This is a genomic window from Photobacterium sp. CCB-ST2H9 (assembly GCF_023151555.2).
In the GTDB taxonomy this organism is placed as follows: Bacteria; Pseudomonadota; Gammaproteobacteria; order Enterobacterales; family Vibrionaceae; genus Photobacterium.
Map to the genome: position 1 here is coordinate 2976001 of NZ_CP100425.1, position 25798 is coordinate 3001798.

Genomic DNA, 25798 nt, shown 5'->3' on the forward strand with positions numbered 1-25798 from the left:
TCCCGGAAAAACAACAGAAAAGAAGGAAAGCTATGCAGCTGTTAATCAATCACCTCGGTTATGAACGTACTGGCAATAAAATTGCCATCGTCCAGCATCAGTCTCCGTTGTCACAGACCGAGGCAACCCTGATCCGCAGCGAGGATCAGCAACCGGTGATGCAGCTGACGCTTTCCCGCAGCCAGCAGACCGATGCGTGGCATACCGGTGCCGCTGCACGGATCGATTTCAGTGACTGGCAGGAAGCGGGCCGGTACCGCCTCCGCCTCGGTGACACGGAATCAGCCGATTTTGAGATTGGTGAAGGCCTGCTGATGCAGCGTACCTTCAGTGATGTGCTGCACTATTTCAAATCCCAGCGCTGCGGCGGCAAGTTCGATCAGTTTGATCGTGCCGTCCCGCTGTTTGGCAGTCAGGAGACCGCCGATGTGCACGGAGGCTGGTATGACGCCTCCGGTGACGTCAGTAAATATCTCAGTCACCTGTCCTATGCCAACTACCTGAATCCCCAGCAGACGCCGATGGTGGTGTGGAACATGCTCACTGCCTTTGAGTCGCTGCAGGATGACCCCGCCTTTGCGGATTTTTCCCGCGTCCGCCTGATTGAAGAGGCACTTTATGGCGCGGATTTTTTACTGCGGATGCATGCACCGCAGGGTTATTTTTATATGACAGTGTTCGATAAGTGGAGTAAGTCCACCGGGCAACGGGAGATTTGTAGCTATTCAACACAGGAGGGAATCAAAGCTGACAGTTTTCAGGCTGGCTTCCGTCAGGGCGGCGGTGTCGCCATTGCCGCCCTGGCTGCAGCCTCGCGGTTGGTGCACAGCGAGGCCACCGCCAGACTGGAACTGGGCCACATGGAAAATGCAGAAACGTATCTGATCGCCGCACAGACCGGATACTGGCATCTGAAAGAGTACAACAGCCGCTATCTGGATGACGGTCAGGAAAATATCATCGATGAATACTGCGCCCTGCTGGCCGCAGTCGAACTGCTCAAAGCCACGGAACAATCCCGCTATCTGACGGAAGCCCGGCACTGGGCAGAACGTCTGGCCGCACGTCAGCAGAGCGACCGGCAGCAGCAGTTTTTCTGGAGTGCCAACGCTGATGGCAGCCGCCCGTATTTCCATGCGGTTGAAGCGGGTCTGCCTGTAATCAGCCTGCTCCAGTACCTTCAGGTGGAGCCAGAGCAGCCTCGCCTGCAGGCCATCCGTCAGGTTGTGGACCATGCATTGCACTTCGAACTGAGTATTACTCAAGCGGCCGCCAATCCCTTTGGCTACCCGCGCCAGTACGTCAAAGCCGTGGACGGTGACAAACACAGCAGCTTTTTCATTCCGCACCGCAATGAAAGCGGGTACTGGTGGCAGGGCGAAAACGCCCGTCTGGGATCACTGGCTGCCATGGCATTCATGGCCGCCCCCGTGGTCACTGATGAAGACCTGCGTCAAGCCTTGAAAGCCTACGGCCACCAGTTACTGAACTGGATTCTGGGCCTGAACCCGTTTGACATGTGTATGCTCGACGGCGCAGGCAGAAATACCCCCGGCTACCTGCCGCATCTGGGCTTTTTCAACGCCCGCGGCGGCGTGTGTAACGGGATCACTTCCGGCTTCGACAATGAAGCGGATATCGCATTCGCGCCTGCCGCCCAGGCCGACGATATCTACCAGAACTGGCGTTGGGGAGAACAATGGATCCCGCATGCGGCCTGGTATCTGCTGGCCGTTACCCTGCAATTCAGGGAGCGTAACCATGACTGAGGCTTTCCGTTATCTGGTTGGCGTCGACGGCGGCGGCACTTCCTGCCGGGCCCGTCTGTGCGATGCCCGGGGTAAAGTGCTGGCCGAAGCCAGGACCGGCAGCGCCAACATCCTGCTGGGCGCTGACATCGCGATGGCATCCATTCGGGAAGCGATTGCCATTGCAACTGCGCAGGCCGGACTCAGCGAGCAGAATTACGGTGAGATGGCCGTTGGTCTGGCGCTGGCCGGGGCAGAGCAACGCAAGGCCTGGTATGACTTTATGGCCCAGCCCCACCCGTTTGCCCGCCTCACCCTGAATACTGACGGCTACGGCGCCTGTCTGGGAGCCTGGGGCGGACAAGATGGTGCGATTTTTATTGCCGGGACCGGCTCAGTCGGCCTGCTGCGACGGGGCAAAAATGTCACTGTGGTCGGTGGCCGTGAATTTCCGATCTCTGATCAGGGCAGCGGCGCCGTCATGGGACTCCGCCTGATCCAGCAGGTGCTGTTGAGCGTCGACGGCATCGTGCCTCAGACTGAACTGGCGCGTCTTGTTCTGGCGCACTTTGATCATGATGTGGATGCCATAGTCGAATGGTCGAAAACCGCCCACCCCTGCGACTATGGTCAGTTTTCACCGGAGATTTTCCGGCTGGCCGAAGACAACGATGCACTGGCAGTGACCATGCTGCAACAGACCGCCGCCGATATTGAAATGTGGCTCAATGCGCTGATTGCTCACGGTGCAGATCGGATCTGCCTGATGGGCGGAATTGCTGAACGCATGGGTCCCTGGCTGACTCCAGCCATTCAGCGCCGGCTGGCAACCCCGCAGGGGGATGCCATGGACGGCGCCATTCTGATCGCCCAGGGCGATCACAACCTGTATCCATTATAAGGGGCTATCATGAGCTATCGCCTTGATTTAACCGTGATCCATCAGACTGATACTGAATCCCGTTTTGCGCTGACCCTGCACAACCTCGGGGAATATGCTTTGAGTGCCTGGTCGCTGGACTTTATCCTCAGCCGCTGGATCGAACCTGCGTCTGTCAGTCATGGTCAGCTGAAGCAACTGGGCAGTTACTGTACGCTGTCCGCTTCAGGTGATGAAGCCCTGTTAGCCAACAGCCATTTTTATACTGAATTTACCATCAGGACACCGCCGCTGACGCTGCACAGCGATGGCGTGACAGAAGCCTGTCTTTATGCCAGCCAGCACGACCAGGCTTTCCCTGTCGATGTCACGCCGCTGGACCTTCGCCGGCCATCGCAGGAAAGACTGAGGATTGATTTGCCGGAGGCCAGAGCCATCAATCTGATCCCGGCCCCCGCCCGTTTGCACAGCCTGCCGGGTGAGTTCTTGTTCCTGCGGGATACAGCACTGGCAGAAGTACCGGCGGCAGCCCGGGGCAGTGTTAACTGGCTGCAACTGGAACTGGCGCAATGGCTGGACACGCCGCTGGCAGTCCAAACCGACGGCCAGATTCATTATCAGCACAAGCCGGACATGGCAGAAGGCGCCTACCATCTGCTGGTCGAGAGTGACCACATCTGGCTGGAAGCCAGCTCAGCCGCAGGATTCAGCCATGCAACCGCCAGTCTGTTACAGCTGCTGCCGACTCAGCCGCTGCATCAGATCGAAAGTCTGCTGAGCATTCCGATGGTGGAGATTCACGACCAGCCGCATTACGGTCACCGGGGCATGATGCTCGACTGTGCCCGTCATTTCCATTCTGTCGCCCGGATCAAACGGCTGCTTGATCAGCTGGCCCGCTATAAATTCAACACCTTCCACTGGCATCTGACCGATGACGAAGGATGGCGGATTGAAATTGATGCCTACCCGGCCCTGACAGAAATCGGAGCCTGGCGCGGCCCTCAAGAAGTGCTGGCACCGCAGTTCTCGACCGTGGATCGCCGCTACGGCGGTTTCTACACCAAGCAGGACATCCGTGAAATCGTGGCTTACGCGGCTGACCGGGGTATTCAGGTGATCCCCGAGATCGATATTCCCGGTCACTGCCGTGCGGCCATCAAGTCGCTGCCAGACTTGCTGATTGATCCCGCAGATCGGTCGAAATACCGCAGTATTCAGAATTACCCGGACAACGTGCTGTCTCCGGCCCTGCCCGGCACCTACACCTTCCTGACCACGGTGCTGGATGAAGTCTGCGAACTCTTCCCGGCACCTTACCTGCATGTGGGCGCGGACGAAGTTCCCAACGGGGTGTGGACCGACAGTCCGGCCTGCCGGGCACTCATGGATCAGCAGGGTTATGAAGATCCATTCGAATTACAGGGCCATATCCTGCGCTTTGTCGAAGAGTATCTGGCACAGAAAGGCAAGCGTATGCTGGGCTGGCAGGAAGTGGTCAAGGGAGACAAGGTCAGCAAACACACGATTGTCCTGCCCTGGATCAACGAGGACGCGGGTCTGACATGTGCGGGCAATGGCTATGAAGTGATCATGCAACCGGCCCAGTACACCTATCTGGATCTCGCTCAGGGTTATTCAGCCGAAGAAGCAGGGGCCAACTGGGCCGGTTTTCTGCCGCTGGAAACCGTCTACAGCTATCGTCCGCTGGCCGAACTGGCCCCGACAGATCCGAGACTGGATCAGATCCTCGGTATTCAGTGCGCTCTGTGGTGCGAGCATGTGTTCAGTCAGTCCCGTTTTGACTACCTGCTGTTTCCGCGCCTGCTGGCCATCAGTGAAGTCTGCTGGTGTCCGCCGGAACAGCGCGACTGGGAGGATTTCAAAGCCCGCCTGAACGGCCAGCTCCGCTATTTAGACCGGATGGGCGTGAACTACCGTCCGTGTGCATAAACATGCCGGGAACCCTGGGGCCAAACCGTGTACAGGCACGGGCAGTCGGTGGCCGGGTTCTCACATGTGTCGTGAAGTGTCATTTGCATCCTTGAAGGTTGTGTTGGCAACATATTCGGGGGCATCAGCCCCCGCTTTTTTTGCCCGGCCGTCAGATGCTCTCACCAAGCTCAATTTTCACATCCAGCGTAATCACCTTCTCTGTCGCCGGCTCCCCGCGCAAACGCTGCAAGATCTGCGCTGCGGCAACTTCACCAATCTGTTCACGGGGAGTCACCACCGTCGCCAGCCGGGGTACCATCACCTGACTGATATCGTGACCATGAAAACCGGCCACCGCGATTTGTTCCGGCACCGGGATCCCCAGTCGCTGACACTCATAAATCGCACCAATCGCCAAATCGTCATTGGTACAGAAAATGCCATCTGTATCCGGATACGCTTTGAGCGTCTGACGCAATAATGCCGCGCCCAGTGTGAACGAAGACGCAGCTTCTGTCTGAAGACTTCTTGGCGTCAGGTCGTGCGCGCGCATCGCCTGTTCATACCCGAGGTAACGCAGATGAGTCCGGGCGTCCATCCGGGCCGCAAAATACACCACGTTGCTGCGGCCACGGGTGATCATCTGCTCCGTCATGGCTTCAGCAGCCGCCTGATTATCAAACCCCACGGCCTGTGCAATGGCCGGAGAGACTGAGTCCATGATTTCCACCACAGGGATCCCGGCCGTATCCAGCATTTTCCGTGCCCGCTCAGTATGAACGCTTTCGGACAAAATGATCGCGTCAACGTTATAAGAAAGCAGTGAAGCGATGTTCTTCTCTTCCACTTCAGCGCTGTAGCCGTAGTGAGCCAGCATGGTCTGATAACCTGCCGGACCGGTCACCTTTTCAATGCCCCGGATCACTTCGGCAAACACCTGGTTGGTCAGCGAAGGCACCAAGACCCCAATCGCGTAACTTTTGGCATTTGAAAGGATATCGGGCGCACGGTTGGGGATATAACCCAGCTGTTCCACCGCCGCAGCAATTTTGGTCTGCAGCGCAGCAGACACCTGATTCGGATCCCGCAGATAACGGCTGACCGTCATCTTGGTCACACCGACCAGATTCGCGACATCCTGCAGGGTCGGACGTTTATTCTTGGTTGTCATTCGGGTTGTATCTTTCATCAAACAGAGTGGACTGAAACAGCCCCAAGATTATCACAAGGATGCGGCTGGAATTGGAATCTGGCGCAAAAACAAAACAGGCCCTTCGGAAAGGGCCTGTCGGGTCAGACTTGAACCTGATGACGGGGAGACTGGCTCCAGGTCAGATGAAATTTACTTGCCTCTGGCTGATCCGTTCGGGCATAGCTATGTGCCCCGAAATAGTCGCGCTGAGCCTGTAACAGGCTGGCAGACGACTCGCCGGTGCGAAGCCCGTCAAAGTAGTGCAAAGCTGAACTCAGCCCCGGCATGGCAATGCCGGTCAGGCTGGCATTCGCAACGGCTTTGCGCCAGTTAAGCTGCCGTTCAGTCAATGTCCGACGGAAATGATCGGCTAGCAGGAGATTGTCCAAATCCGGCTGCTGTTCAAATGCACGGCTGATATCCTGCAGGAAAATCGCCCGGATAATACAGCCCGCCCGCCAGATTCGAGCAATTTCGGCATAATCCAGCGCCCAGCTCTGCTCCGAAGCCGTGGCCTTCATCAGGGCAAAGCCCTGCGCATAAGTACACAGCTTGGCGCAATACAGCGCATCATGCAGTTGCGCGATGATGTCATCCTGAGACATCTGCAAACTGTCATCGGTCACCAGCATCAGTGTCTTTTCTGCCTGCAGGCGCTGAGGTTTCATGCCGCTCATCGCCCTTGCAAACACGGCCTGTGCAATGGTCGGTGCCGGACTGCCCACTTCCAGACTGTTCACTGCCGTCCACAGTCCGGTGCCTTTCTGACCCGCTTTATCCAGAATCATCTCCACCAGCGGCCGACCAGTCTGTGGATCTGCCTGCTGCAAAATATCCGCACTGATTTCCATCAGGTAGCTGTTGAGAACTCCCTGATTCCACAGGGCAAAGATCTGGCCGATTTCCGGCGCTGTCATCTTCAGTTGCTGTCTGAGGAACTGATAAACCTCGCAGATCAACTGCATGTCGGCATATTCAATGCCGTTATGCACCATTTTCACATAATGACCGGCACCGTCCGGTCCGAGATACGCCGCGCAGGCTTCTCCCTGACTCAGCGGCGGCAGCGGCATACCGGCAACGTCGACCTGCGCCGCAATCGCCTTCCACATCGGGCCGACCTGACGCCAGGCATCGGCACTGCCACTGGCCATCAGGGACGGACCGTGCCGGGCTCCCAATTCGCCGCCGGACACTGCCGTACTGAAAAACTGTAATTTGCCCTGGTATGCTTTATCGCGGGCGATGGTGTCCGTCCACAAACTGTTTCCGGTATCAATCACCGTATCCTGCAGCGCCAGACCGGCGTCCAGCAAAGCTGAAATCACCGTATCGACAGCTGGCCCGGCCGGTACAGACAGCGCAATCACGCGCGGCGTCTGAAGATTTGCCAGCACCTGCGCCAGTGAATCACAGGCAACAAAAGCGGCTTTGCCAAGCGCTGCAGCTTCTGCCCCGGCCTGCGTCGTCAGATCCGCCTGTAAGTCATAACCGGCGACTGAAAACCCATGTTCGAGCAGATTCAGTGCCAGATTGCGCCCCATCACGCCTAAGCCAATCATCGCAATATTGCACGGAGTCGATGTCATCCTCGTTCCCTTACAGCAAATGGTAATTAAGTGAGTGAGCCGGTTTGCGGCAGCCGGTTGAGAATGTCATCCAGCACCGCGTCCTGCGGCTGACGTATATCGATGAAGATCGCCTCGTCCTGTGCAGGTTCAACCAGAGTTTCAAACTGACTTTCGAGCATCGCACGCCCGTTGAAGTAATGATCAGCACGCTGCTGATGACGCTGCCAGATTGTGTCGAAATCACCCTGCAGATAAACCAGGAGCAGCGGTTCAACACCAGCACGCAACTGTGCCCGGTATTCAGGTTTCAGCGCAGAACAGGCCAGCACCGCATGGGGTTCATCCCGCAGCAGCTGATTCAGACGCGCCAGCCACTCAGCCCGGTCTTCATCCGTCAGCGGAATCCCTTCACTCATCTTTTGCACGTTCTCCGGCGGATGAAAGTCATCGCCGTCAAAGAAATTCATCCCCAGTGCCCGGGCCAGATGACTGCCGATTGAGCTTTTGCCGCAACCGGAAACCCCCATCACAATAATTTTTCTTGGTTTCATCGACTTTATCCCTGCCCTGCGATGTCGCAGGGCAACAGTTCTGTTGTTCTTGTTATTTGCTTACCGCCACCACAGCGCCAACTGCGGAAAGACAATCACCAGGGTCAGCGCGACCAGCTGCAAACCGATAAACGGCAGCAGTGAACGGAAGATTTCGCCCAGACTGATCTCTTTCGGTGCCACGGATTTCAGGTAGAAGGCAGCCGGACCAAAAGGCGGAGACAGGAAAGAAACCTGCATGTTGAGGCAGAAGACAACGCCGAACCAAATCGGATCCATGCCCAGACCGGTGATAATCGGGACGAAGATTGGCATGGTCAGCAGTGCAACGCCGACCCAGTCCAGGAACATCCCCAGCACCAGCAGGATCACCATCATGATCAGCAAGGTCATCGTCGGGCTGCCGCCACTGAAGGCCAGAATGGTTTCTTCAACGAAATCAATGCCGCCCATCAGGTTGTACACACCCACCAGCGCGCTGGCACCGATACCGATCCACATAATCATGCCGCAGGTACGCATGGTCGCAATGGCGCTGTCTTTCAGCATGCTCCAGCTCATTTCCCCGCGGATCAGTGCGCTGAGCATAATCCCCACCACACCCAGCGCCGAAGCTTCAGTCACCGAAGCCACACCGGTATAGATACTGCCCAGTACAACTCCCACAGACAGCAACGGGAAAAACAGAGCCTTGAAGTAACTGGTTTCACGGGCTGCATCTTCAGCCAGCTCTTCTTCCGTTGGCAACGGCGCTAATGCCGGATTCATCTTGCAGCGGACCAGCACATACCCGATATACATCAGGGCCAGCATCAGGGCCGGCAGGAAGGCAGCCTTGAACAGATCTCCGATCGATACGCTGGCAGTCAGGCCGTAAATAATCAGCACAATACTCGGAGGCAACATGGTGCCCAGGGCACCACCGGCACAGGTCGTGCCAATTGCCAGACGACGGTCATAGCCCAGACGCAGCATCTGCGGCAACGCCAGAATGCCCAGCAGCACGGTTTCACCGCCGATCACGCCGGACATCGACGCCAGTACTACAGCCACCAGCAAGGTCTGCACCGCGACGCCGCCGCGGACCCGGCGGCCTACCGATTTCATGGCATCAAAGAGATCGCGGGCAATCCCGGAACGATCCAGCAGTGCTGCCATCAGAACAAACATAGGCACGGCCAGGAAAATATAGCCGTCGACAAAGGAATACATCCGGCTGGTGACCAGCGGCATTGCGTCGGGTCCGAACCACCCTAAAGTAAAGATCAGTGCAACCAGACCCGTCACAAAAGCCAGTTGCATCCCGGTCAGCAGCAGGGCAATCATCAGCCCCAGCATCAGCAGGCTGCCGTAGCCGATCCCCATTGACGATAACTCAAACATCTTTTTTCCTCAGGCCACGGATTTCGGCAATCAGGTGCAGCAGAAACTGTACGGACAATACGCACAGGCAGACAAAAATGATCCCTTTCAGTAATGCAGGGAATGGCGGGTTCCAGGCGGAGCCTGACGTTTCCAGCCGCAACTCCCCCCAGGGCGTCAGCCAGGCCTCATGTGCCATGGTGTAAGATGCCCAGGCCATGAGCACTGAAAACAGCAGTCCCATGATGTGATGAAACACATTCAGGTACTGACGGGTACGCGGCGAGACCATATCGTAGAGCAGGACGACACGCACATGCTTGTCGGTCGCCAGCGCATAGAGACCGCCAACAATGAACAGGGAACCACCGATGAAGGACGCCGTTTCATGCACCCAGATTGTGGGGGCGTCAAAGACGTAGCGCATCAGCACTTCGTAAAAAGAGATGATCACCGTAAAGATGAACAGCAGGCTCAGCAGATTGCCGATTTTCACGATCGCCGCATCAAGGCAGTTTCTCGGCTTCTCAGCGTCCTGACCGGCGGGCGTTGGGTTGGTATTCATGGCAGACAGCTCACAACACTTGCGATATCAGAAACAGAGGGCTGTCAGCAGCCCTCATCAGGGGATGTCAGAGGTTTCTGACGGAGATACGGAAAATTACAACAAGGCGTTATCTTCGAGGAATTTCGTTACAGATTCATACACCTTTTCTGCATTTGGTGATTTTTTCGCGAAGACTTTCCACTGCTCACGTGCAATTTCACGGAACTTCTTCCGTTCTTCGTCAGACCAGTTGTGAATCGTGATCTTCGGATTGGCCTGCGCTTCCTTCACCGCTTGCTGATCGGCAATTTTCAGCTGGGTCGTCATGTCATACGCAAAATCACGCACCGAAGTGGTCAGAATTTCCTGCAGATCTGCAGGCAGTTTGTCCCACTTTTTCTGACTCATGGAAATATCGATCAGCGGCAGAGAGTGAAAACCGGGCTGGACCGGATGCGTCGCCACATCATTCATTCCCGCTTTCTGGTTGGTCGAAAAGACTGTGTAGTCTGCCGCATCGATGACGCCTTTGCTCAGGCCGGTAAACACTTCAGAGCCCGGCAGATTGACCGGTGCTGCGCCCGCAGCCGCAAAAACCTGCTGGACCAGACCTTCTGGGGCACGCAGCTTCAGACCTTTCAGATCCGCGACGCCATCCACAGGAACTTTCGAGACAAACGACTCCACACCTGTCGTCGAACCGCCAATAAACTTCACGCCATACGGGGCATAAAGTTCCGTCATCAGCTCATAACCGCCGCCATAGTTGATGTATTGCAACAGCTGCGTGGTATCAGACCAGGCACCGACCATGTTCCCGATCAGGCCAAAAGCTGGATCCTTGCCGGAAAAGTAGCTTGTTGCCGTGATCTGGCCATCCAGGATACCCATTTTGATCGCACCCAGCGTTTCCGTGTGTTTTACCACACTGCCGACCGGCAGCAGGTCGATATCAATCCGGCCGCCGGACATGGTCTCAACTCGCTCAGCCCAGGCTTGCTGAACCTGATAGTTCTTGTCGCCGGACGGATCCGAAGACTGGAATTTGAAGGTGTATTCAGCGGCCATGGCCGAAGCCGTAAAGCTGCTGGCCAGAGAAGCGGCAATCAGGGTGCAGGTCAACTTTTTCATTGGGTACTGTCCTTTTGTTTTTAGGTCACGTCGTCAATTGTCCGGATGTTTTGTTGTTATGTTACCGGTAACTTTGTAACGCATGCTAACAGAGTTAAAGCGTCATAGTCTTTGAAGAGCATCACAACAATGCCACGAAAAACACATGCACCGGAACTATAAAACCTTTTTCATATATGCCTGCAAAGCAATGAATTTGATGAAAAAGAATTCATTGAACAAATGTCATGTTTCACTATTACCATATAAATCAATAACTTTGTGCGATGCCTCGCATTGCATTAGTATATGTGCACGTGAACCTATGGAGGGAGTTGTTTATGCGTGTAGGTGTACTCATGGGAGGGGAATCCAGTGAACGCAGTGTGTCACTACGGTCGGGACAAGCCGTAAGCGATGCCATTGCTGAACTGGGTCATGACGTGGTTACTATCGATCCGAACGAACTATATAAAACGCTGGACGCGTTATCATCTGTTGACAAAGTTTTCATCGCGCTTCATGGCAGTCTGGGCGAAAGCGGCCATGTTCAGGGGTTGCTGGACTGGCTGAAAATTCCATATACCGGCAGCGGGCTGGCCTCGTCCGCCCTGTGCCTGAACAAACTACGCACCCGGCAGATCCTGGCTCAGCAGGGGTTCCACTATACCAAGTGGTATGGCGTGCATCGCCATCAGCCGATGGAAGAAATCATCGCTGCCGCCGAATCTCTGGGTTATCCGCTGGTCGTCAAACCCAGCTCACAGGGATGTAGTATCGGCGTCAATAAAATTGAATCCCCGGACGAACTGCCAACCGCCATCCGGCAAGCCTTCGACTATGACGATGATATTCTGCTGGAAAGCTTCATCAGCGGGCGGGAATACACCTGTGGCATCCTGGGCGAGCAAGCCTTGCCAGTCGTACAAATCTGCTCCGATACCTTTTTTGACTGGAGTGCAAAATTTGGCGCACAGACAGCCAGCTACCACTGCCCCAGCGATCTTCCCCCGGAATCCGAACTAGCCATTCAGCAACTGGCAATTCGCGCTTTTCATGCGCTGGGGTGTCGTGGCTGGGGAAGACTGGATGTGATCCTGGGAGATGACGGCAATATCTATCCGATTGAAATGAACACTTCACCGGGTATGACCCCACGCAGTGTTTTCCCGATGGCAACCCGGGAAACCGGACTGGACTTTACACAGACGATCGAGCAGATCCTGGCACTCGCCAGTTTTGATCCGGTCTGAATGAATACGCCCGGCAGCAGGTCATGTGCCGGGCTGCTCAGGCTTAGATCGTTACTTCCGCAAACCGCTGGCCTTCAACCGTAAATTCTACCACCAGCCCGGCCTCATCATCCCGCTGACGAGTTACATTGACCGCTTTTCCCATTCGGGTGGCGATCAACTGCTTCAGCTCATTGACCAGATTTTGTTTGTCTTCTGCACTCAGCCGCGTCTCTTTTGCCATGGGCGATTACCTCCTCACACCGTAAAAACAGGCATCCCTTTGTTTATGCGACACTTTCCTGCAGAACAGAAAACCCGGCGGATCAACTTTATCCCGGGATTGATCAATATTTCCTTCTAAAACAATCAATAAGTTCAAAAAAGGAATCTTCAGCACCTGCTTTAAAAAACATTATTGTTAAATCAATCAATATCAGTCACTTATAGGTCCGTTGACAGGTATCACAAAAACCAATGAATGTGCATTGCAGCTGTGCTGAATGATTCGTCGCAACTCGAAAGCTGAACTAAGTTCGACTGTATCTGTGGGTAGGATCCTGGGGGAGTTATGAAACTGCAACATAAGATCATGAGCTGTCTGTTGTTGGCTGGCCTGCTGCCCGCGGCAGCGATCTCTTTGCTCACAATGTATCAGGCCAGTCAGTCACTGGAACAGCAAGCCTATAACCAGCTGGAGTCCCTGCGTGAAGTAAAACAGGATGCGATTGAAAGATATTTCAATACGCTGACCCAGCAAATTACACTCGAAGCGGTGAACCCGATGACTGTCAGTGCACTCCGCGCGTTTCGTCAGGGCGTCGCCGATCTGCCTGTCACGGCAGACAACCTCAGATCGCAGGTCACCCAGTTTTATGCTCAGCAATTCATGCCGCGTCTGAAAGCCAATGCGCCGGAACAGAACATCACGGCAACATCGCTGGTCAGCCAGCTGTCACCCGTGGCGCTGACACTGCAGTCAGCCTATATTACGAGCAGCCCGTACGGCCTGGGAGAAAAACAGAATCTGCTCAGTGCCGGTAATACCCCTTATGATCAGGCGCATGCCAGCTATCATCCCTTTTTCCGCACTCTGATCGATAAATCGGGCTTTTACGATCTGTTCCTGATCGATGCCAAATCCGGTCAGGTGCTCTACAGCGTTTACAAAGAAGTGGATTTTGCCACCTCGCTGCGTGACGGGCCTTTCCGCGACAGTTTGCTCAAGGAAGCCTATCAGGCCGGACTCCGCCTGCCACAGGGACAGAGTGCGCTGATCGATTTCAATCTCTACCTGCCGTCTTATCAGTCTCCGGCCGGTTTCATCGCGGCACCGGTTTATGATCAAAATACCCTGTCCGGGGTTCTGGTATTCCAGTTTCCGATCGATCGCCTGACAGCCATCATGGGGGTCAGAGCCGGACTGGGACAAAGCGGCGAAACCTATCTGGTCGGCCCGGATAAGCTGATGCGTTCCAACTCATTTATTGACCCGGTTCACCACTCGGTCGCCGCATCATTCCGCCATCCGGACCAAGGGAAAATCGATACCCCGGCCGTTCAGCGGGCGCTGGCAGGTGAAACAGGCATTGCAGAAATCACTGATTATAAAGGGAACACCGTACTTTCTGCCTTTGCCCCCATTGCACTCGGAACAACCAGCTGGGTGATCGTCGCAGAGATCGATCACGCGGAAGCCCTGTCGGCCATTTCTCGCCTCAAAATCAGCGGACTGACGATCATTCTGGTGGTCATTGCACTGATCATCCCGGCGGCCTTATTGGTCAGCCGGAATATTACCCGGCCTATCGGCGGTGAACCCGAGCACATGGAACAAATCGCCAGCGCGATCGCCGAGGGGGATTTGCGTGCCAGCCTGAAAGACAGCGGTCAGGCCACTGGTGTGTATGCATCGATGAAGGCCATGACCGCAAACCTCAGCAATATCATCAATCAGCTCAAGACCGCCGCCAGCCAGCAGCGCAACGAAGCTGAAGCCCTGGCTGCCAGTGCTGTAGAAACCGCTCAGGCCGTCTCTCAGCAAGAGCAGGAAACAGCACATCTGGCCGTCGCCATTGATGAAATGAGCGCGACCGCCAAAGACATTTCAGGTAATATTGCTTCTGTTGCCAGCGCCGGGAACGAAGCACAGGACCGGGTCAACGATTGCTCCCACCTGCTACAGCAAAGTTCAGACAGCCTCAGTCAAATGTCAGTCGATATGCAGGAAGCCAACCACAAACTCAGCCTGCTGAGAAAAAGCTCCGATGACATCACCAAAGTGCTGGAAACCATCCGCGGCATTGCAGAGCAGACCAATCTGCTTGCCCTCAACGCAGCCATTGAAGCCGCCCGGGCCGGCGATCACGGCCGTGGTTTTGCTGTGGTGGCAGAAGAAGTACGTGATCTGGCCCAGCACACTCAGGAAGCCACCAATGACACCGCAGCCATGCTGGAAACCCTGCTCAGCCATGGCCGTGATGTCAGCGATGTAATGACCCAGAGTATCAACCATACCGGCCGGGTCTCCGAACAGTCGATTGCGGCAACCCAGGGCCTGCAACAGGTAGTGGCATCGGTCGAACATATTGCTGCCATGACCAGCCAGATTGCCGCCGCCTCTGAGCAGCAATCTGCGGTCGCCGAGGAAATCAACAATAACATCAATACGATCAATATGATGTCCCGGGATACCAGCAGCGCAGTGGAACAGATTTCTGCCAGCAGCGAAGAGCTGTCCACCCTGTCTGCTCAGCTGGAACAAATCACCAGCCACTTTAAGGCCTAAGCTGCCGGACGGCGGCGTACCGGAAACAAAAAAGCCATCCGGGTCAGGATGGCTTTTGGATCAACGCATCAGATTAAGGCTGTCTTTCCACCTGTTTCACCCCTTCCGGGATCTGATACCAGCTCTGTTTTTCACTGGTCCAGACATGGATGGTCGGCTCAATGATCCGGGTATCTTCCAGATTACTCGGCTTCAGCTTAATGGCTTGCGGATGATTCGGGTCATAGTGATAAATCCGGTTCCCGCAGGTCGGACAGAGTTTGGCTGCACTGATGTTGCCGCTGTCAGCCGGACGCGACCAGTCTTTCATTTCCCCTTCAAAGATCAGATCGTTTGCATCGACCATTGCCGTGATGCTGAACGCGCTGGTCGACAGTTTCTGGCATTCCTTACAGTGGCAGGCCACCACCATTTTCGGCGGAGCCAGCAGCTGATAAGTCACGCCGCCACACTGGCAGGCACCGCGGATTGGATATGTAATTTGACTCATGTTCTCTCCTGAACAAGTTTTGATTGGAATTCAGTATTCACAGGCTGCCGATGCAGTGCATAAATTGCATGACTCAGAATGCGGCCATTGAGATTTTCGTTTCGGGAAATCACGCCTTCTAGTGTCATTCCCAGCCGTTCCGCAACCGACCGGCTGGCCTGATTCTCAACCGCCGCAGCAATCACGACCTTTTCCATCTCCAGCTGCTCAAAAGCGATACGAATCAAATGACTGCACACCCGGGTGATAATTCCTTTTCCCTGATAATCGGCAGCCAGCCAATAGCCGATATCAACGGTTTTCAGGCTGTGGTTAATGCTGTTAAAGCTACAGTTCCCAACGTGGATCCCCTGATAGAAAATGGCACAGACCATCGATTTACCTTCGGCATAATCCTGAAGTGAACGACGGATAAAGTTCAGAAAATCCGATTCTGTGTTGCAATGCGGCGGCCATGCCAGCCATTGAGACAGATAATCGAAATGCGCGTTCACGAGTTCCACATAGCGGGGGGCAAAAGAAGGCTGAACCAACGCCAGCTGAATGTCCTGATCTACGGTCTGGCTAAACATATCGCTATCCTTCCTTGAAAAGCCTATTCATCTGATAGCACAATGCCGAGAACTTTATCAAAATGCAAATACTCTTCACGGTTGCTGCATTTTGAAACGCGAACCGGAAACGGATCGCAAAAACTGGCCTGCTGAAAACTGCACGCTCCGTCATTTTGCTTTGAAATCAGTCCGTTTCCTCAGTCATAGAAATTGGCACCGGAATTGCCTTAATCTGAGTGGTGCTTCACTCACCAAACCGTGTTGTTCTCGCGTGTTGTCTTCGCAAGAGAAACTTCAGGGGGAAAGCTGTCTTTGATTGTAAGGAAACACAGACAGCGGAACATGTTGTGTTTGTGCAAAAGCAAAGCAGCGTCCGAAGACGCTGCTTTTTTGCTAGACGATAAGCTGTTCTTCCTCCGCCTGGGGCAGCGGCTGCAAGGTGCGGGGCAAATATTGATCACAGTAAAGTGTCATGAAATCTTCCCGGATTTTTGCCTCCAGCTCAGCGGCCAGAACCGTAGGACAGAAGAGTTTGAAATGGACCTGCTGCTCCCCGGTCGGCGTTGTCGTGATATACACGTGCGGATCGGCGCCGGGCAGATCAACGCCGGCATGCCGCTCAACCATATGATTATACCGTTGGGCAACATCAATAAAGTCGGCAATATGCAGGTTTATTTTCCCCAGCATGACCGGCACCATGGGATACAGATTAACGGTTTCTTTCACGGTGATGGTGAAGCCGTGGTACACATAACGCTTCATGAAGTTCAGGTTTTTCACTGCCACGGTAAAAAACATACTGTTCGGCAATGTGGTCGTTTTACCCGTGTAGTGATACTGGCCTTGCTGTAAGGCTATTTCCTGAATCACAGTCGCCATCAGGTTATGCTCAATCACCTCGCCGCATACCGGGCCGACCTCAATCCAGTCTCCGATTCTGAATGACCGCGAACTTGCACGCTGGAGTGAGCCGGTCATACAGAGAATAATTTCTTTGGAAGCAACCACCAGCGCGACCGCTATCGCTGTCAGTGACAGCGCAAATTTACTGATTTCCGACTCCCACAACAAAAACAGCGTCAGCATGATCAGCGTAAATGCGCCGTTCTTGGTCCTTGAAATCCATTTTCGCTGTTCTTCGCTGAGAAAGCTGGCTTCCCCCCGAATCCGCGTAATCGCCACCCGACGGATCAGAATAGCAATCACAACAATACAGGCACTCAGCAAAAGTTTGTGCGTCAGTAAATAGGTCACGACCAGTTCAGTTTTTTCCAGAAAGGGATCCCACATTCTTTGTTCTCATCCTGTTCAGCACAGCCCGCACGCTGTCAGAGACAGTTACTACTTTGACCATAGAATTATCAACAGGCAGTCTCCCCCAATCACCGCGCAAATGTAAAGCAGATCCATCCCGGGATGAGGTATCGCCGCCTAAATCTCCGTATCGGCTCAAATTCCGGACCATGGAACACTATACTCAAACACAACATCCGGCTCACAGCCGCACTGAATTTCAACCCTTCAACCAAGGCATAGTGCGTGGCTTTCTTTCTGAACAGTACCATCCTGATCAGCATGGCCGGCGTCCTGTTCTGGCTGTTCCGGCCGGGTTTGCGCGGCAGCGATACCTGGCGGGCCACCCTCACGCCTCTGGCCTCGATTATCGGCAGCGGCTTTTTGGTTGTCGCCCCGTTACTGAGCTATGCCGTCGGTGACTGGAGCATTGTAGCCATGCTGGGAATTGTGCTGCTGGCCTACGGCATTGGCTGGGTGATTCGCTTCAACATCAGGTCTCTCAGCACGGCTGAACCGAAAACATCATTTCAGATTCAGTGGCTGGAACACGCCAGCAAACTGGCGCTGTCACTGGCTTATTTGATCTCAATTGCCTTTTATATTCGCCTGTTAGCTTCATTTGTCATGCACGCCTTCGGATTGGAGACCCAGGGTTATCTGGCCGACGGGCTGGCTACCCTCTGCCTGCTGGGCATCGGTCTGACCGGACTGATCCACGGACTGAGGGGAATGGAGTTTGCCGAAGAAATCGCGGTCAGTGTGAAGCTGAGTATCATTGCAGGCCTGCTGATCGGGCTGGCGGGATATCAATGGCAACAGCCCGCAGCCATTTTCACCCTGCCGTCCGGCGCCATTGAAGCGCCGATACATACGCTACGGATACTGGCAGGCATGCTGCTGGTTGTGCAAGGCTTTGAAACGTCACGCTATCTGGGCAGTGCCTACTCCCCCGAACACCGGATTCAGACCATGAAACATGCCCAATGGTTGTCCGGCGCGATCTATGTGGTGTTTGTCTGGCTCTCCCATCCGTTACTACCTGACGGCGGCAGGCCGCCATCAGAAACCGCGATTATCACCATGAGCCAGCATGTCAGCCTGATCCTGCCGGTTCTGCTGACAATCGCAGCCGTGATGAGCCAGTTCAGCGCAGCCGTTGCCGATACTGCCGGATTCGGCGGACTGTTTCGGGAAGCACTTCGCCGCCCCCGCGGTGAACAGGCAGGTTATGTCGTTGCCATTTCGATTTCGATTGCTCTGATCTGGAGTATCAACCTGTTTGCCATTATTGCGCTGGCTTCAAGAGCGTTTGCTCTGTACTACCTGAGCCAATGCCTGACCGCCTGGCAACTGGCAGGCCAGATCCGGCACACCACCCGGCGCAGGCTGTTGCGCACAGCCTTTACCGGATTGGCGTTCATCCTGGCTTTGGTGGTGATATTTGCCGTTCCGGCAGAAAGCGTCTGACCGGAAACTGAACCCTCAGACTTAGTGCGGGCTGATATAATCGGTCCGAGGATAAGGTTCCAGCTGATAGTGGGACTCCAGGAAATACACCAGATTGACCAGCTCAGTAACCGTCATGACATCGTTAAAACTGGGCATGACCGATTTGCCGTCGACCTGAATCTCCCGGTAATCATAGCCTTCTGCCAGTTTGTGAGACGGGTTGATGACCGATGTGACCAGTTCCGGATACGTTTTGATCATGCTGACTTCCCCGCCCAGTACAACCGGCGTTTCCAGGGAACGGGTCAACTTCGCCGCTTCATCTTCAAAACCGGCCATGTTATGACAAGTCAGGCATTGATACTTCAGAAATACAGCCTTGCCCTGTGCTGCATCCCCGGCAGGCAAACTAAAACTCTGATTGGCATTATCGCATCCTGCCAGACCGGATAACGCACTGATAAGTACAGCAAACGTGTATGGTTTCATTGTTCCACACCTCCGAATTCAGGGCGGATGCCCCAAGACTGAAACGGGTGCAGGTTTCCACCCGCACCCAATGAACAGACTAGAACAATCAGCGTATTAGCGAACTTCAATTTTGCGAACTTCTGGCACATTCGCGACCGTTTTCGGCAGAATCAGGTGCAGTACCCCATCCTGATACGTCGCTTCGATATCGTGTTCCGATACATTTGTACCGAACTGGAAGGTACGCGCATAGCTGCCATAACGACGCTCTTTCAGCACCGCTTCGCCTTCCTGTTTCTGCTCTGTCTCTTCCTGATGTTCCGCTGCAATGGTGAGTTTTCCCTGATGGAATGAGACCTGAATCTCTTCTTTACTGAATCCGGGTAATTCAGCAGTCAGCTCAAAGTTGTCTTTGGTTTCATGAATATCGACGGCAGGCAACCGGCTGGCCTGTTTCGCAAAATCATCTCCCAGAACAGGGCGGAAGAATCCCTGAAACAGGCTGTCAAAATCATTATCCAATAAAGAAGGAAAACCACCTTTTTTCATTTCAGTGCTCATGCTCTCTCTCCTTAACGCATACTGACAACAACCCTTGGTTGATCCGTTTTGAGTATAGTAAGCCACTGAAAATCAGCGTCGCCAGAGTTTGACTCAAATCAAGCTCTGGTTAAAAAAAGTGATCAACGGCCAATCGGCTGGGACGCCGGCCTGATCCTCCGGAATGAGTTTGCTCCTGACTCACCCGTTTATCGGTGGTGTGAACAAGTGCAGGGCATCGTGTACGCCCTGAATAAGCATCTGCATGGCAATCACGGTCAGTAACAATCCCATAATCCGGGTGATCACATTCACGCCGTCTTTCCCCAGGAAATTGACCAGCTTTTGGGCATATAAAAAACAGATCAGCGTGACCAGACAAAGCACTGCAAAGGCAGAAATCGTGATCAGGATATGCAGCAGACTTTTCGCTGCCGAGTAGTTCATGGCCGTGGCAATAGTCCCCGGTCCGGCCAGAATTGGGATGGCCAGCGGGGAGATCGAAATATCCTCCACCTCCTTGCTCGGGCTTTGCGTGTGCATGGATGAACTGCTGCCCTGCAGCATGTGGTAGCCCACCACAAACACCAGCAGTCCCCCGGCCAGTCGCAGTGCCGGCAGCGTAATGCCAAAGAGCTGGAAGATCCCTTTCCCAAGCAAACTGAAGGCCGCCACAATGAAAAATGCCGCCGTCAGGGCTTTGATTGCGGTTTGCCGTTTTTCCTGCGCAGACTGATGTGCCGTCAGCCCGGTAAAAACCGCCGTGTTCGCAATCGGGTTCATGATGGCAAAAAAGCCCATAAAGACCGTCACCCCCAGAGTCACCAAATCAATCATGTTGCTGTCCTGAAAAAACATGGATGTGATTCAGTCTAGTCGGAGGAAAGATGATTTGGGGATAAACCGGAGTCAATAGAAGAAGATAGCGCAGAGACAGGCGGAGCCTCAGAACGAGGTCCGCCAGAATTGAAAATCAGAGGGAAATAAACAGACCCGCAAGCGCAGCACTCATCAGGTTGGCAAAGGTGGCAGCCACCACAGCCCGTACACCCAGTGTCGCGACATCCTTACGGCGTTCCGGCACCATGGCACCAATGGACCCCAGCTGAATCGCAATCGAGCCGATGTTGGCAAAACCACACAGCGCAAAAGTTACAATGATCTGACTGTGCGCCGACAGTGACTCTTTGATGCTGGCATAATCCAGAAACGCAACAAATTCATTCATGGCGATTTTCTGTCCCAGCAGACTGCCGACAGCCATCACTTCATCACCCGGTACACCGGCCACAAAAGCCAGCGGCGCAAACAGGTAGCCAAAAATACTTTGCAGGGTCAGCCCGTCGATATGAAACAGACCGCCCAGCCATTCCAGGCCAGTGTTGAGCATGGCAATCACGCTCACGAAGGCGATCAGCATGGTGCCGACGGCGACCGCAACTTTCATCCCGTTCATCGCACCGGAAGCGAGTGCATCAATCGCGTTACTTTGCCCGCTGTCGGACAGATCAATATTGCTCTGATCAACCGGCTGCTGGGTTTCCGGCACCATGATTTTCGCCATCAGCAGGCCACCCGGTGCCGCCATAAAGCTTGCTGCGATCAGGTATTTCAGGTCGACGCCCATCGCGGCATAACCACCCAGCACGCTGCCTGCAACTGAGGCCATGCCACCCACCATGACCGCAAAGAGTTCAGAGCGGGTCATAGATGCCAGAAACGGACGCACCACCAGCGGCGATTCGCCCTGAGACAAAAAGATATTACTGGTCGCGACCAGGGATTCCGCGCGGGTCGTCCCCAGCAGGCGTTCCAGCCCGCCACCAATCACTTTAATCACCAGACTCATAATGCCCAGGTAATACAACAGGGAGATCAGTGCGCTGATAAAAATGATTAAAGGTAAAACTTTGACAGCAAACACGAACCCGTTCTCGGCCAGCGGACCAAAAACAAAGCTGATCCCCTGATCAGCAAAACCGATCACCGATGCAACGCCGTTGCTCATTTTGCCCAGCAGATATTGTCCCCAGGGAACATAAAGCACCAGAGCGGCCAGCCCCAGCTGCAGGCCAAATGCGCCCAGAACGGTGCGCCAGCGAATAGCCTGACGATTGGTGGAGAGTGCATAAGCGCACAAAATGATAGCGACGATACCTGCCGCACTATAGAGGAACTGCATAAACCTACCTTGCAATGTCGAAGTCCGATGGCCGGTGACTTGGCGCACGCAAAGCTGCCGAAGGCGAGAATATCCGTCATGCGTTGCTGCCCTCAGTCACCAGGAAGCACATCAAAGCCCGGTCCGACATCCTTTGGCAGACAGATAGCTGTTGATAGCTGGCAACTGCATTGCCGAATCTGTATCAGATTCAACACGCAAGCCGGGGGCGCATCATAATGTGATGTAGCTCGTATTTCCAGCACTGATTCTCTGAATGGATGAAGAAAACGTTTGCTTCTCTGAAGTACAAATTTTCCAGTCCCTGAAATACAGAACCCCGGCCAGTGCCGGGGTCCGTAAAAAGTCGAAAATCAGCCTGCCGGTTACCTTTCCCGCCACCAGGCCGACGTCTCCGGGATCTGCTTCGCCGTCACCGGCTGGCCGAATACGGGTGTAGACAGCGCAATCCCCCGAATCCGGGCAGCTTCAGATACCCGCTCCAGCGGCTCATACCAGGCATGAAACGCCAGATCGAAGGTTCCGTTATGAACCGGCATCATGACTTTACCCTGCACATCCAGATGAGCCTGAGCCGACTCTTCCGGCGTCATATGCACGCTGGCCCAGTCTTTATCGTACGCACCGGTTTCTATCATGGTGAGATCAAACGGGCCGTATTTTTTTCCAATCGCCTGAAAACCATCGAAATAACCCGAGTCACCACTGAAATAAAGGCGGGTATCCGGCGTGTGGATCACCCAGGATCCCCAGAGCGTCTGATTGCCATCGGTGAGACTACGTCCGGAAAAATGCTGGGTCGGCGTGAACGCTATCAGCGTATCGCCACTCTGATGCTCCTGCCACCAGTCAAAGGTGCGGATCTTTTCTTCTGCCACCCCCCATTGCAACAGGGAACCATCAACACCCAGTGGTACCAGAAACTCCGTCGTTTTCGCGGCCAGCTGCTTCACCGCTGCTTTATCCAGATGGTCATAATGATTGTGTGAGATCAGTACCCGCTCGATAGGCGGCAATGCGTCTATGCTGATCGGGGCCGGATGAAATCGCTTGGGTCCCAGAAAACTGAACGGAGAAGCGCGCTCAGAAAAAACCGGATCCAGCAGCCAGTATTTTCCCTGCACTTTCAGCAGCACTGAAGAGTGCCCCAGTTTGACCACATGGACTTCATCATCACTCAGCGCATCAAGCTGTTCACGGCTCAGCGGCATGACTGGCAGTACACCGGACGGCGCAATATCGACGCGTTTTTCCGTCAGATAGCGCCCCAGAATCCCGAGCGTCTTTTTCAGACTAGGCTGCTGCTTTTGCCGGGCGTTATGAAAAACACCGTCGTAAAAATGCTCGGATGTTTCTGCCACTTCTGTCATCTCAGCGGATAAATTGTGATTCATCATCAGCACACCTGCTCCTAAAACTGCCACACCAGCGAGCGTCCATATCAGACCACGCATCTGCATACACCAAAGTAAACTATACGGTGTAGTTTATATCGAAACCTCTAAAAGTAAACTAGTCGGTGCAAGTTTTTTTGATCTTGGTTACAATGCCGGAAAGATGTGCGAGGGCTGACATGAAGTTATCAGAAAAGAAAAAGCTGGCGATTCTGAATGCCGCGGAAAAGCTGTTTCACCAGTATGGGGTGGAACAGACCAGCATGGATCAGGTTGCCGCTGAAGCTGGTGTTTCAAAACGCACCGTCTACAACCACTTCGAGACCAAGCAGGTACTGTTTCAGGCCATCATGACCCGGATGTTCGCTCAGTTAGATCAGGGGACAGAACAGCCTTTTGATACCGAGCGCGAGATTTCGGAACAGCTGACGAATATCGCCCGGCAGGAGGTGACGTTGCTGACTTCCCCGCAATTGCTGCGCATCGGCAAAATCGCCTTTATGCAAATGCTGCAACAGCCGGAACTCATGCGATCGCTCGACAATACAGACATCGGCTGTATGAAAACACTGGTGCGTTTTTTACAGGATGCCCACGCCTCTGGCGTACTGACGGTAGACGACTGCGATTTTGCCGCCCGCCAGTTCATCTATCAGCTCAAATCCTTCACGTTTTACCCCAAACTCTATGGATTCAGTGAGCTTGAGAGCGCCAGTGAAGAGAAGGTCATTGAAGAAACCGTGAAAATGTTTGTAGCCAGGTACAGAAAATAAAGCACTCGCTTGTCATGAAATGAGCGAGTGCTTTAATCCCTATGTTCCAACAGCAGGTTATTCACCAAGTGAATACTTGCTTTTCAATTTCTGATTCAGAAATTTACCCAAGCAATTCTTTTCGCATCAGCTTGTGCTGGTGCATCTTCAACAACAACTCTGAGTTTTTTGCCTGCCATATAAGCCGAGATCGCCATCGATAACGTACTATCGTAAGCATCATCATTATTTTCCAGATAAGCAAAAGTGAAATCACTGCAAGCGGTTTCTTTACCCGCCCCCATCAGAATAAGCATTTTATTGGCGTGAAAAGACCCATCACCGCGATCAGCCTGCACATAAACAGTTTTCAGATCGACCTTGCCACAGTCTATTGTCTCAGCTGCCTGCGCCGAAACGCCGATAACCATCAGTGCAGCGGTTAAAATATGTTTCATGATTTGCCAACCCACTTTATTAAGAAACCCGATGCGTATATTAAGGGGTATATTAGGCTGATTCAATTCGTATTATCTCACGCCACTGAACATCTCATCATGCGCTGACTAAGCTGCAAGAATGCACGTCTCATCTGACTTCATAACTGAGCGAAACGGGATAATTGAAATAGATGAAACATCTGGCTTTGAAGAAAGCAGCTTCCATAAACAAGCAGCTATGACTTTCGATAAAAACGCACACTCTGCCCTGAAAGCAGGGTCAATCAATTGAATAAATGAAGAGTTGAAAAGAAAATCGCCAGGTTTCCCGCTTTCAAAAGTTGATGACAAGAGAAAGCAGGCATCCATTTTGTAGCAAGCAGAAACAACAAAGCCCCGACTTTCGTCGAGGCTTTGTTGTTTGAAATTGGTGCCCGGGGCCGGACTTGAACCGGCACAGTGTTGCCACCGGCGGATTTTGAATCCGCTGCGTCTACCAATTTCGCCACCCGGGCAATGGCGGTCATTATACGTATACCGTGTTGATGCGCAAGCAACTTTATCAGGGGAACCCTATCGTTTGCTGGTTTTTTCAGCACAGCGTCAGTACTTCAACCAATCTGCCCGTTTCCAGTCACGCTTTACCGGTCTGCCGCTGCTGCGACTGTGAGCCAGGCCCGGTGTTGAATCTGGTATCTTCAGGTAACTTGGGTATACACTGAGCGCCGGATTTTTGGATTGGCAGCATTGCCGGTCCCTTTTGATTTTTGGTGGAACCATGACAACGAAAGTAAGCAAGAATATGACTCAGACAAAACAGTATCCGGGGCTGTTTCGTCGTATTGGCGCCTGGATCTACGACGCTCTGGTCGTCGCTGCCGTACTGATGATCGCTGGCGGTCTGGCAATGGCCGTCGTAGCAATCCTGCTCAACACCGGTTTGCTGACTCTGGATCCCTATCTCGATGCCAGTGATTACCTCACCAAGCACCCGATTGCAGCGCCATTGTATTCCATTTACCTGGGTTTATCGGTTGTCGCCTTCTTTGGCTATTTCTGGTGCAAGGCCGGACAAACTCTGGGAATGCGTGCCTGGAAGCTCAGAATTCAGAACGCTGATGGTTCGAATATCCGTTTTACGCAGGCTCTGATCCGGATGGCAACCTCAGCATTTGGTCTCGGTAACCTGCTGGTGCCTTTCAGTCACACAAAACAGTCGCTGCAGGATCTGATGGCAGAGTGCGAGATGATTCTGCTGCCGAAACCGAACTGATTTTGCCGTCCGGCAATAAAAAATAACAATGAAAAAAG

Annotated in this window: 24 protein-coding genes and 1 tRNA gene; 8 read left to right on the forward strand and 17 right to left on the reverse strand. The window is 53.7% G+C overall.

Annotated elements, in window-relative coordinates; translation table 11 throughout:
• Nucleotides 1-32 precede the first annotated feature (32 nt).
• Genes L4174_RS13655 through L4174_RS13665 form a run of 3 tightly spaced genes read left to right on the forward strand, consistent with a single transcriptional unit; the run spans nt 33 to nt 4581 of the window.
• Nucleotides 33-1769 carry a glycoside hydrolase family 9 protein gene (locus L4174_RS13655; RefSeq protein WP_248141433.1) on the forward strand — a complete coding sequence of 579 codons (1737 nt, stop codon included), beginning with the start codon at nt 33-35 and terminating at the stop codon, nt 1767-1769.
• Nucleotides 1762-2649 (forward strand): BadF/BadG/BcrA/BcrD ATPase family protein, encoded by an 888-nt coding sequence (locus L4174_RS13660; RefSeq protein WP_248141434.1) that lies wholly within the window; start codon nt 1762-1764, stop codon nt 2647-2649. The genes L4174_RS13655 and L4174_RS13660 overlap by 8 nt, the downstream gene beginning before the upstream one ends.
• Nucleotides 2650-2658: 9 nt before the next feature.
• Nucleotides 2659-4581, forward strand: coding sequence for a beta-N-acetylhexosaminidase (locus tag L4174_RS13665; RefSeq protein ID WP_248141435.1), 1923 nt, complete (start codon nt 2659-2661; stop codon nt 4579-4581).
• Nucleotides 4582-4732: 151 nt separating this feature from the next.
• Here the strand turns inward: L4174_RS13665 and gntR are convergent, their stop codons facing one another.
• The 6 genes from gntR to L4174_RS13695 all read right to left on the reverse strand — a co-directional run bounded on the left by gntR (nt 4733) and on the right by L4174_RS13695 (nt 10917).
• Nucleotides 4733-5734 (reverse strand): gluconate operon transcriptional repressor GntR, encoded by a 1002-nt coding sequence (gene gntR / locus L4174_RS13670; protein ID WP_248141436.1) that lies wholly within the window; start codon nt 5732-5734, stop codon nt 4733-4735.
• Nucleotides 5735-5856: 122 nt separating this feature from the next.
• Nucleotides 5857-7344, reverse strand: coding sequence for an NADP-dependent phosphogluconate dehydrogenase (gene gndA, locus L4174_RS13675; protein ID WP_248141437.1), 1488 nt, complete (start codon nt 7342-7344; stop codon nt 5857-5859).
• Between the two features lie 26 nt (nt 7345-7370).
• Complete coding sequence (locus tag L4174_RS13680; protein WP_248141438.1) at nt 7371-7877, reverse strand: gluconokinase; 507 nt, start codon at nt 7875-7877, stop codon at nt 7371-7373.
• Between the two features lie 60 nt (nt 7878-7937).
• Nucleotides 7938-9260 (reverse strand): TRAP transporter large permease subunit, encoded by a 1323-nt coding sequence (locus tag L4174_RS13685; protein WP_248141439.1) that lies wholly within the window; start codon nt 9258-9260, stop codon nt 7938-7940.
• Entirely contained in the window at nt 9253-9804 is a 552-nt protein-coding gene (locus L4174_RS13690) for a TRAP transporter small permease subunit (protein ID WP_248141440.1), read from the reverse strand. Before L4174_RS13690 ends, L4174_RS13685 begins: the two co-directional genes overlap by 8 nt.
• A gap of 96 nt (nt 9805-9900) precedes the next feature.
• On the reverse strand, nt 9901-10917 hold the full coding sequence (locus L4174_RS13695; RefSeq protein WP_248141441.1) for a TRAP transporter substrate-binding protein: 1017 nt from the start codon (nt 10915-10917) through the stop codon (nt 9901-9903).
• Nucleotides 10918-11237: 320 nt separating this feature from the next.
• Here L4174_RS13695 and L4174_RS13700 point away from each other — a divergent pair, with 320 nt between their 5' ends.
• Nucleotides 11238-12149 (forward strand): D-alanine--D-alanine ligase, encoded by a 912-nt coding sequence (locus tag L4174_RS13700; protein ID WP_248141442.1) that lies wholly within the window; start codon nt 11238-11240, stop codon nt 12147-12149.
• A gap of 43 nt (nt 12150-12192) precedes the next feature.
• Here L4174_RS13700 and L4174_RS13705 read toward each other — a convergent pair whose 3' ends face one another.
• Nucleotides 12193-12372, reverse strand: a complete 180-nt coding sequence (locus tag L4174_RS13705) for a hypothetical protein (RefSeq protein ID WP_248141443.1) — start codon at nt 12370-12372, stop codon at nt 12193-12195.
• 327 nt (nt 12373-12699) lie between these two features.
• Between L4174_RS13705 and L4174_RS13710 the strand changes: the two genes are divergently transcribed.
• Nucleotides 12700-14916 carry a methyl-accepting chemotaxis protein gene (locus L4174_RS13710; RefSeq protein ID WP_248141444.1) on the forward strand — a complete coding sequence of 739 codons (2217 nt, stop codon included), beginning with the start codon at nt 12700-12702 and terminating at the stop codon, nt 14914-14916.
• 73 nt (nt 14917-14989) lie between these two features.
• Here the strand turns inward: L4174_RS13710 and L4174_RS13715 are convergent, their stop codons facing one another.
• The 3 genes from L4174_RS13715 to L4174_RS13725 form a co-directional block, all read right to left on the reverse strand.
• Complete coding sequence (locus tag L4174_RS13715; RefSeq protein WP_248141720.1) at nt 14990-15397, reverse strand: GFA family protein; 408 nt, start codon at nt 15395-15397, stop codon at nt 14990-14992.
• Between the two features lie 5 nt (nt 15398-15402).
• Entirely contained in the window at nt 15403-15978 is a 576-nt protein-coding gene (locus L4174_RS13720; protein WP_248141445.1) for a GNAT family N-acetyltransferase, read from the reverse strand.
• Between the two features lie 375 nt (nt 15979-16353).
• Nucleotides 16354-17238 (reverse strand): mechanosensitive ion channel family protein, encoded by an 885-nt coding sequence (locus tag L4174_RS13725; RefSeq protein ID WP_248141721.1) that lies wholly within the window; start codon nt 17236-17238, stop codon nt 16354-16356.
• A 264-nt stretch (nt 17239-17502) separates the two neighbouring features.
• Between L4174_RS13725 and L4174_RS13730 the strand changes: the two genes are divergently transcribed.
• Nucleotides 17503-18726 (forward strand): hypothetical protein, encoded by a 1224-nt coding sequence (locus L4174_RS13730; protein WP_248141446.1) that lies wholly within the window; start codon nt 17503-17505, stop codon nt 18724-18726.
• Between the two features lie 21 nt (nt 18727-18747).
• Here the strand turns inward: L4174_RS13730 and L4174_RS13735 are convergent, their stop codons facing one another.
• From L4174_RS13735 to L4174_RS13755, 5 genes are all read right to left on the reverse strand, one after another.
• On the reverse strand, nt 18748-19197 hold the full coding sequence (locus tag L4174_RS13735; RefSeq protein ID WP_248141447.1) for a cytochrome C: 450 nt from the start codon (nt 19195-19197) through the stop codon (nt 18748-18750).
• Nucleotides 19198-19293: 96 nt separating this feature from the next.
• On the reverse strand, nt 19294-19740 hold the full coding sequence (locus L4174_RS13740; protein WP_248141448.1) for an Hsp20/alpha crystallin family protein: 447 nt from the start codon (nt 19738-19740) through the stop codon (nt 19294-19296).
• Nucleotides 19741-19920: 180 nt separating this feature from the next.
• Complete coding sequence (locus L4174_RS13745; RefSeq protein ID WP_248141449.1) at nt 19921-20556, reverse strand: MarC family protein; 636 nt, start codon at nt 20554-20556, stop codon at nt 19921-19923.
• A gap of 136 nt (nt 20557-20692) precedes the next feature.
• Nucleotides 20693-21901 (reverse strand): NupC/NupG family nucleoside CNT transporter, encoded by a 1209-nt coding sequence (locus L4174_RS13750; protein ID WP_248141450.1) that lies wholly within the window; start codon nt 21899-21901, stop codon nt 20693-20695.
• Between the two features lie 365 nt (nt 21902-22266).
• Entirely contained in the window at nt 22267-23298 is a 1032-nt protein-coding gene (locus tag L4174_RS13755) for an MBL fold metallo-hydrolase (protein ID WP_248141451.1), read from the reverse strand.
• 176 nt (nt 23299-23474) lie between these two features.
• Here L4174_RS13755 and L4174_RS13760 point away from each other — a divergent pair, with 176 nt between their 5' ends.
• Nucleotides 23475-24068: a TetR/AcrR family transcriptional regulator gene (locus L4174_RS13760; protein WP_248141452.1), complete on the forward strand. Its 594-nt coding sequence runs from the start codon at nt 23475-23477 to the stop codon at nt 24066-24068.
• Between the two features lie 95 nt (nt 24069-24163).
• Here L4174_RS13760 and L4174_RS13765 read toward each other — a convergent pair whose 3' ends face one another.
• Entirely contained in the window at nt 24164-24505 is a 342-nt protein-coding gene (locus tag L4174_RS13765) for a hypothetical protein (RefSeq protein WP_248141453.1), read from the reverse strand.
• A 410-nt stretch (nt 24506-24915) separates the two neighbouring features.
• Nucleotides 24916-25002: transfer RNA gene (locus L4174_RS13770), tRNA-Leu, on the reverse strand.
• Between the two features lie 263 nt (nt 25003-25265).
• Here L4174_RS13770 and L4174_RS13775 point away from each other — a divergent pair.
• Nucleotides 25266-25760, forward strand: a complete 495-nt coding sequence (locus tag L4174_RS13775; protein ID WP_248141454.1) for an RDD family protein — start codon at nt 25266-25268, stop codon at nt 25758-25760.
• The last annotated feature ends 38 nt before the right edge of the window (nt 25761-25798 follow it).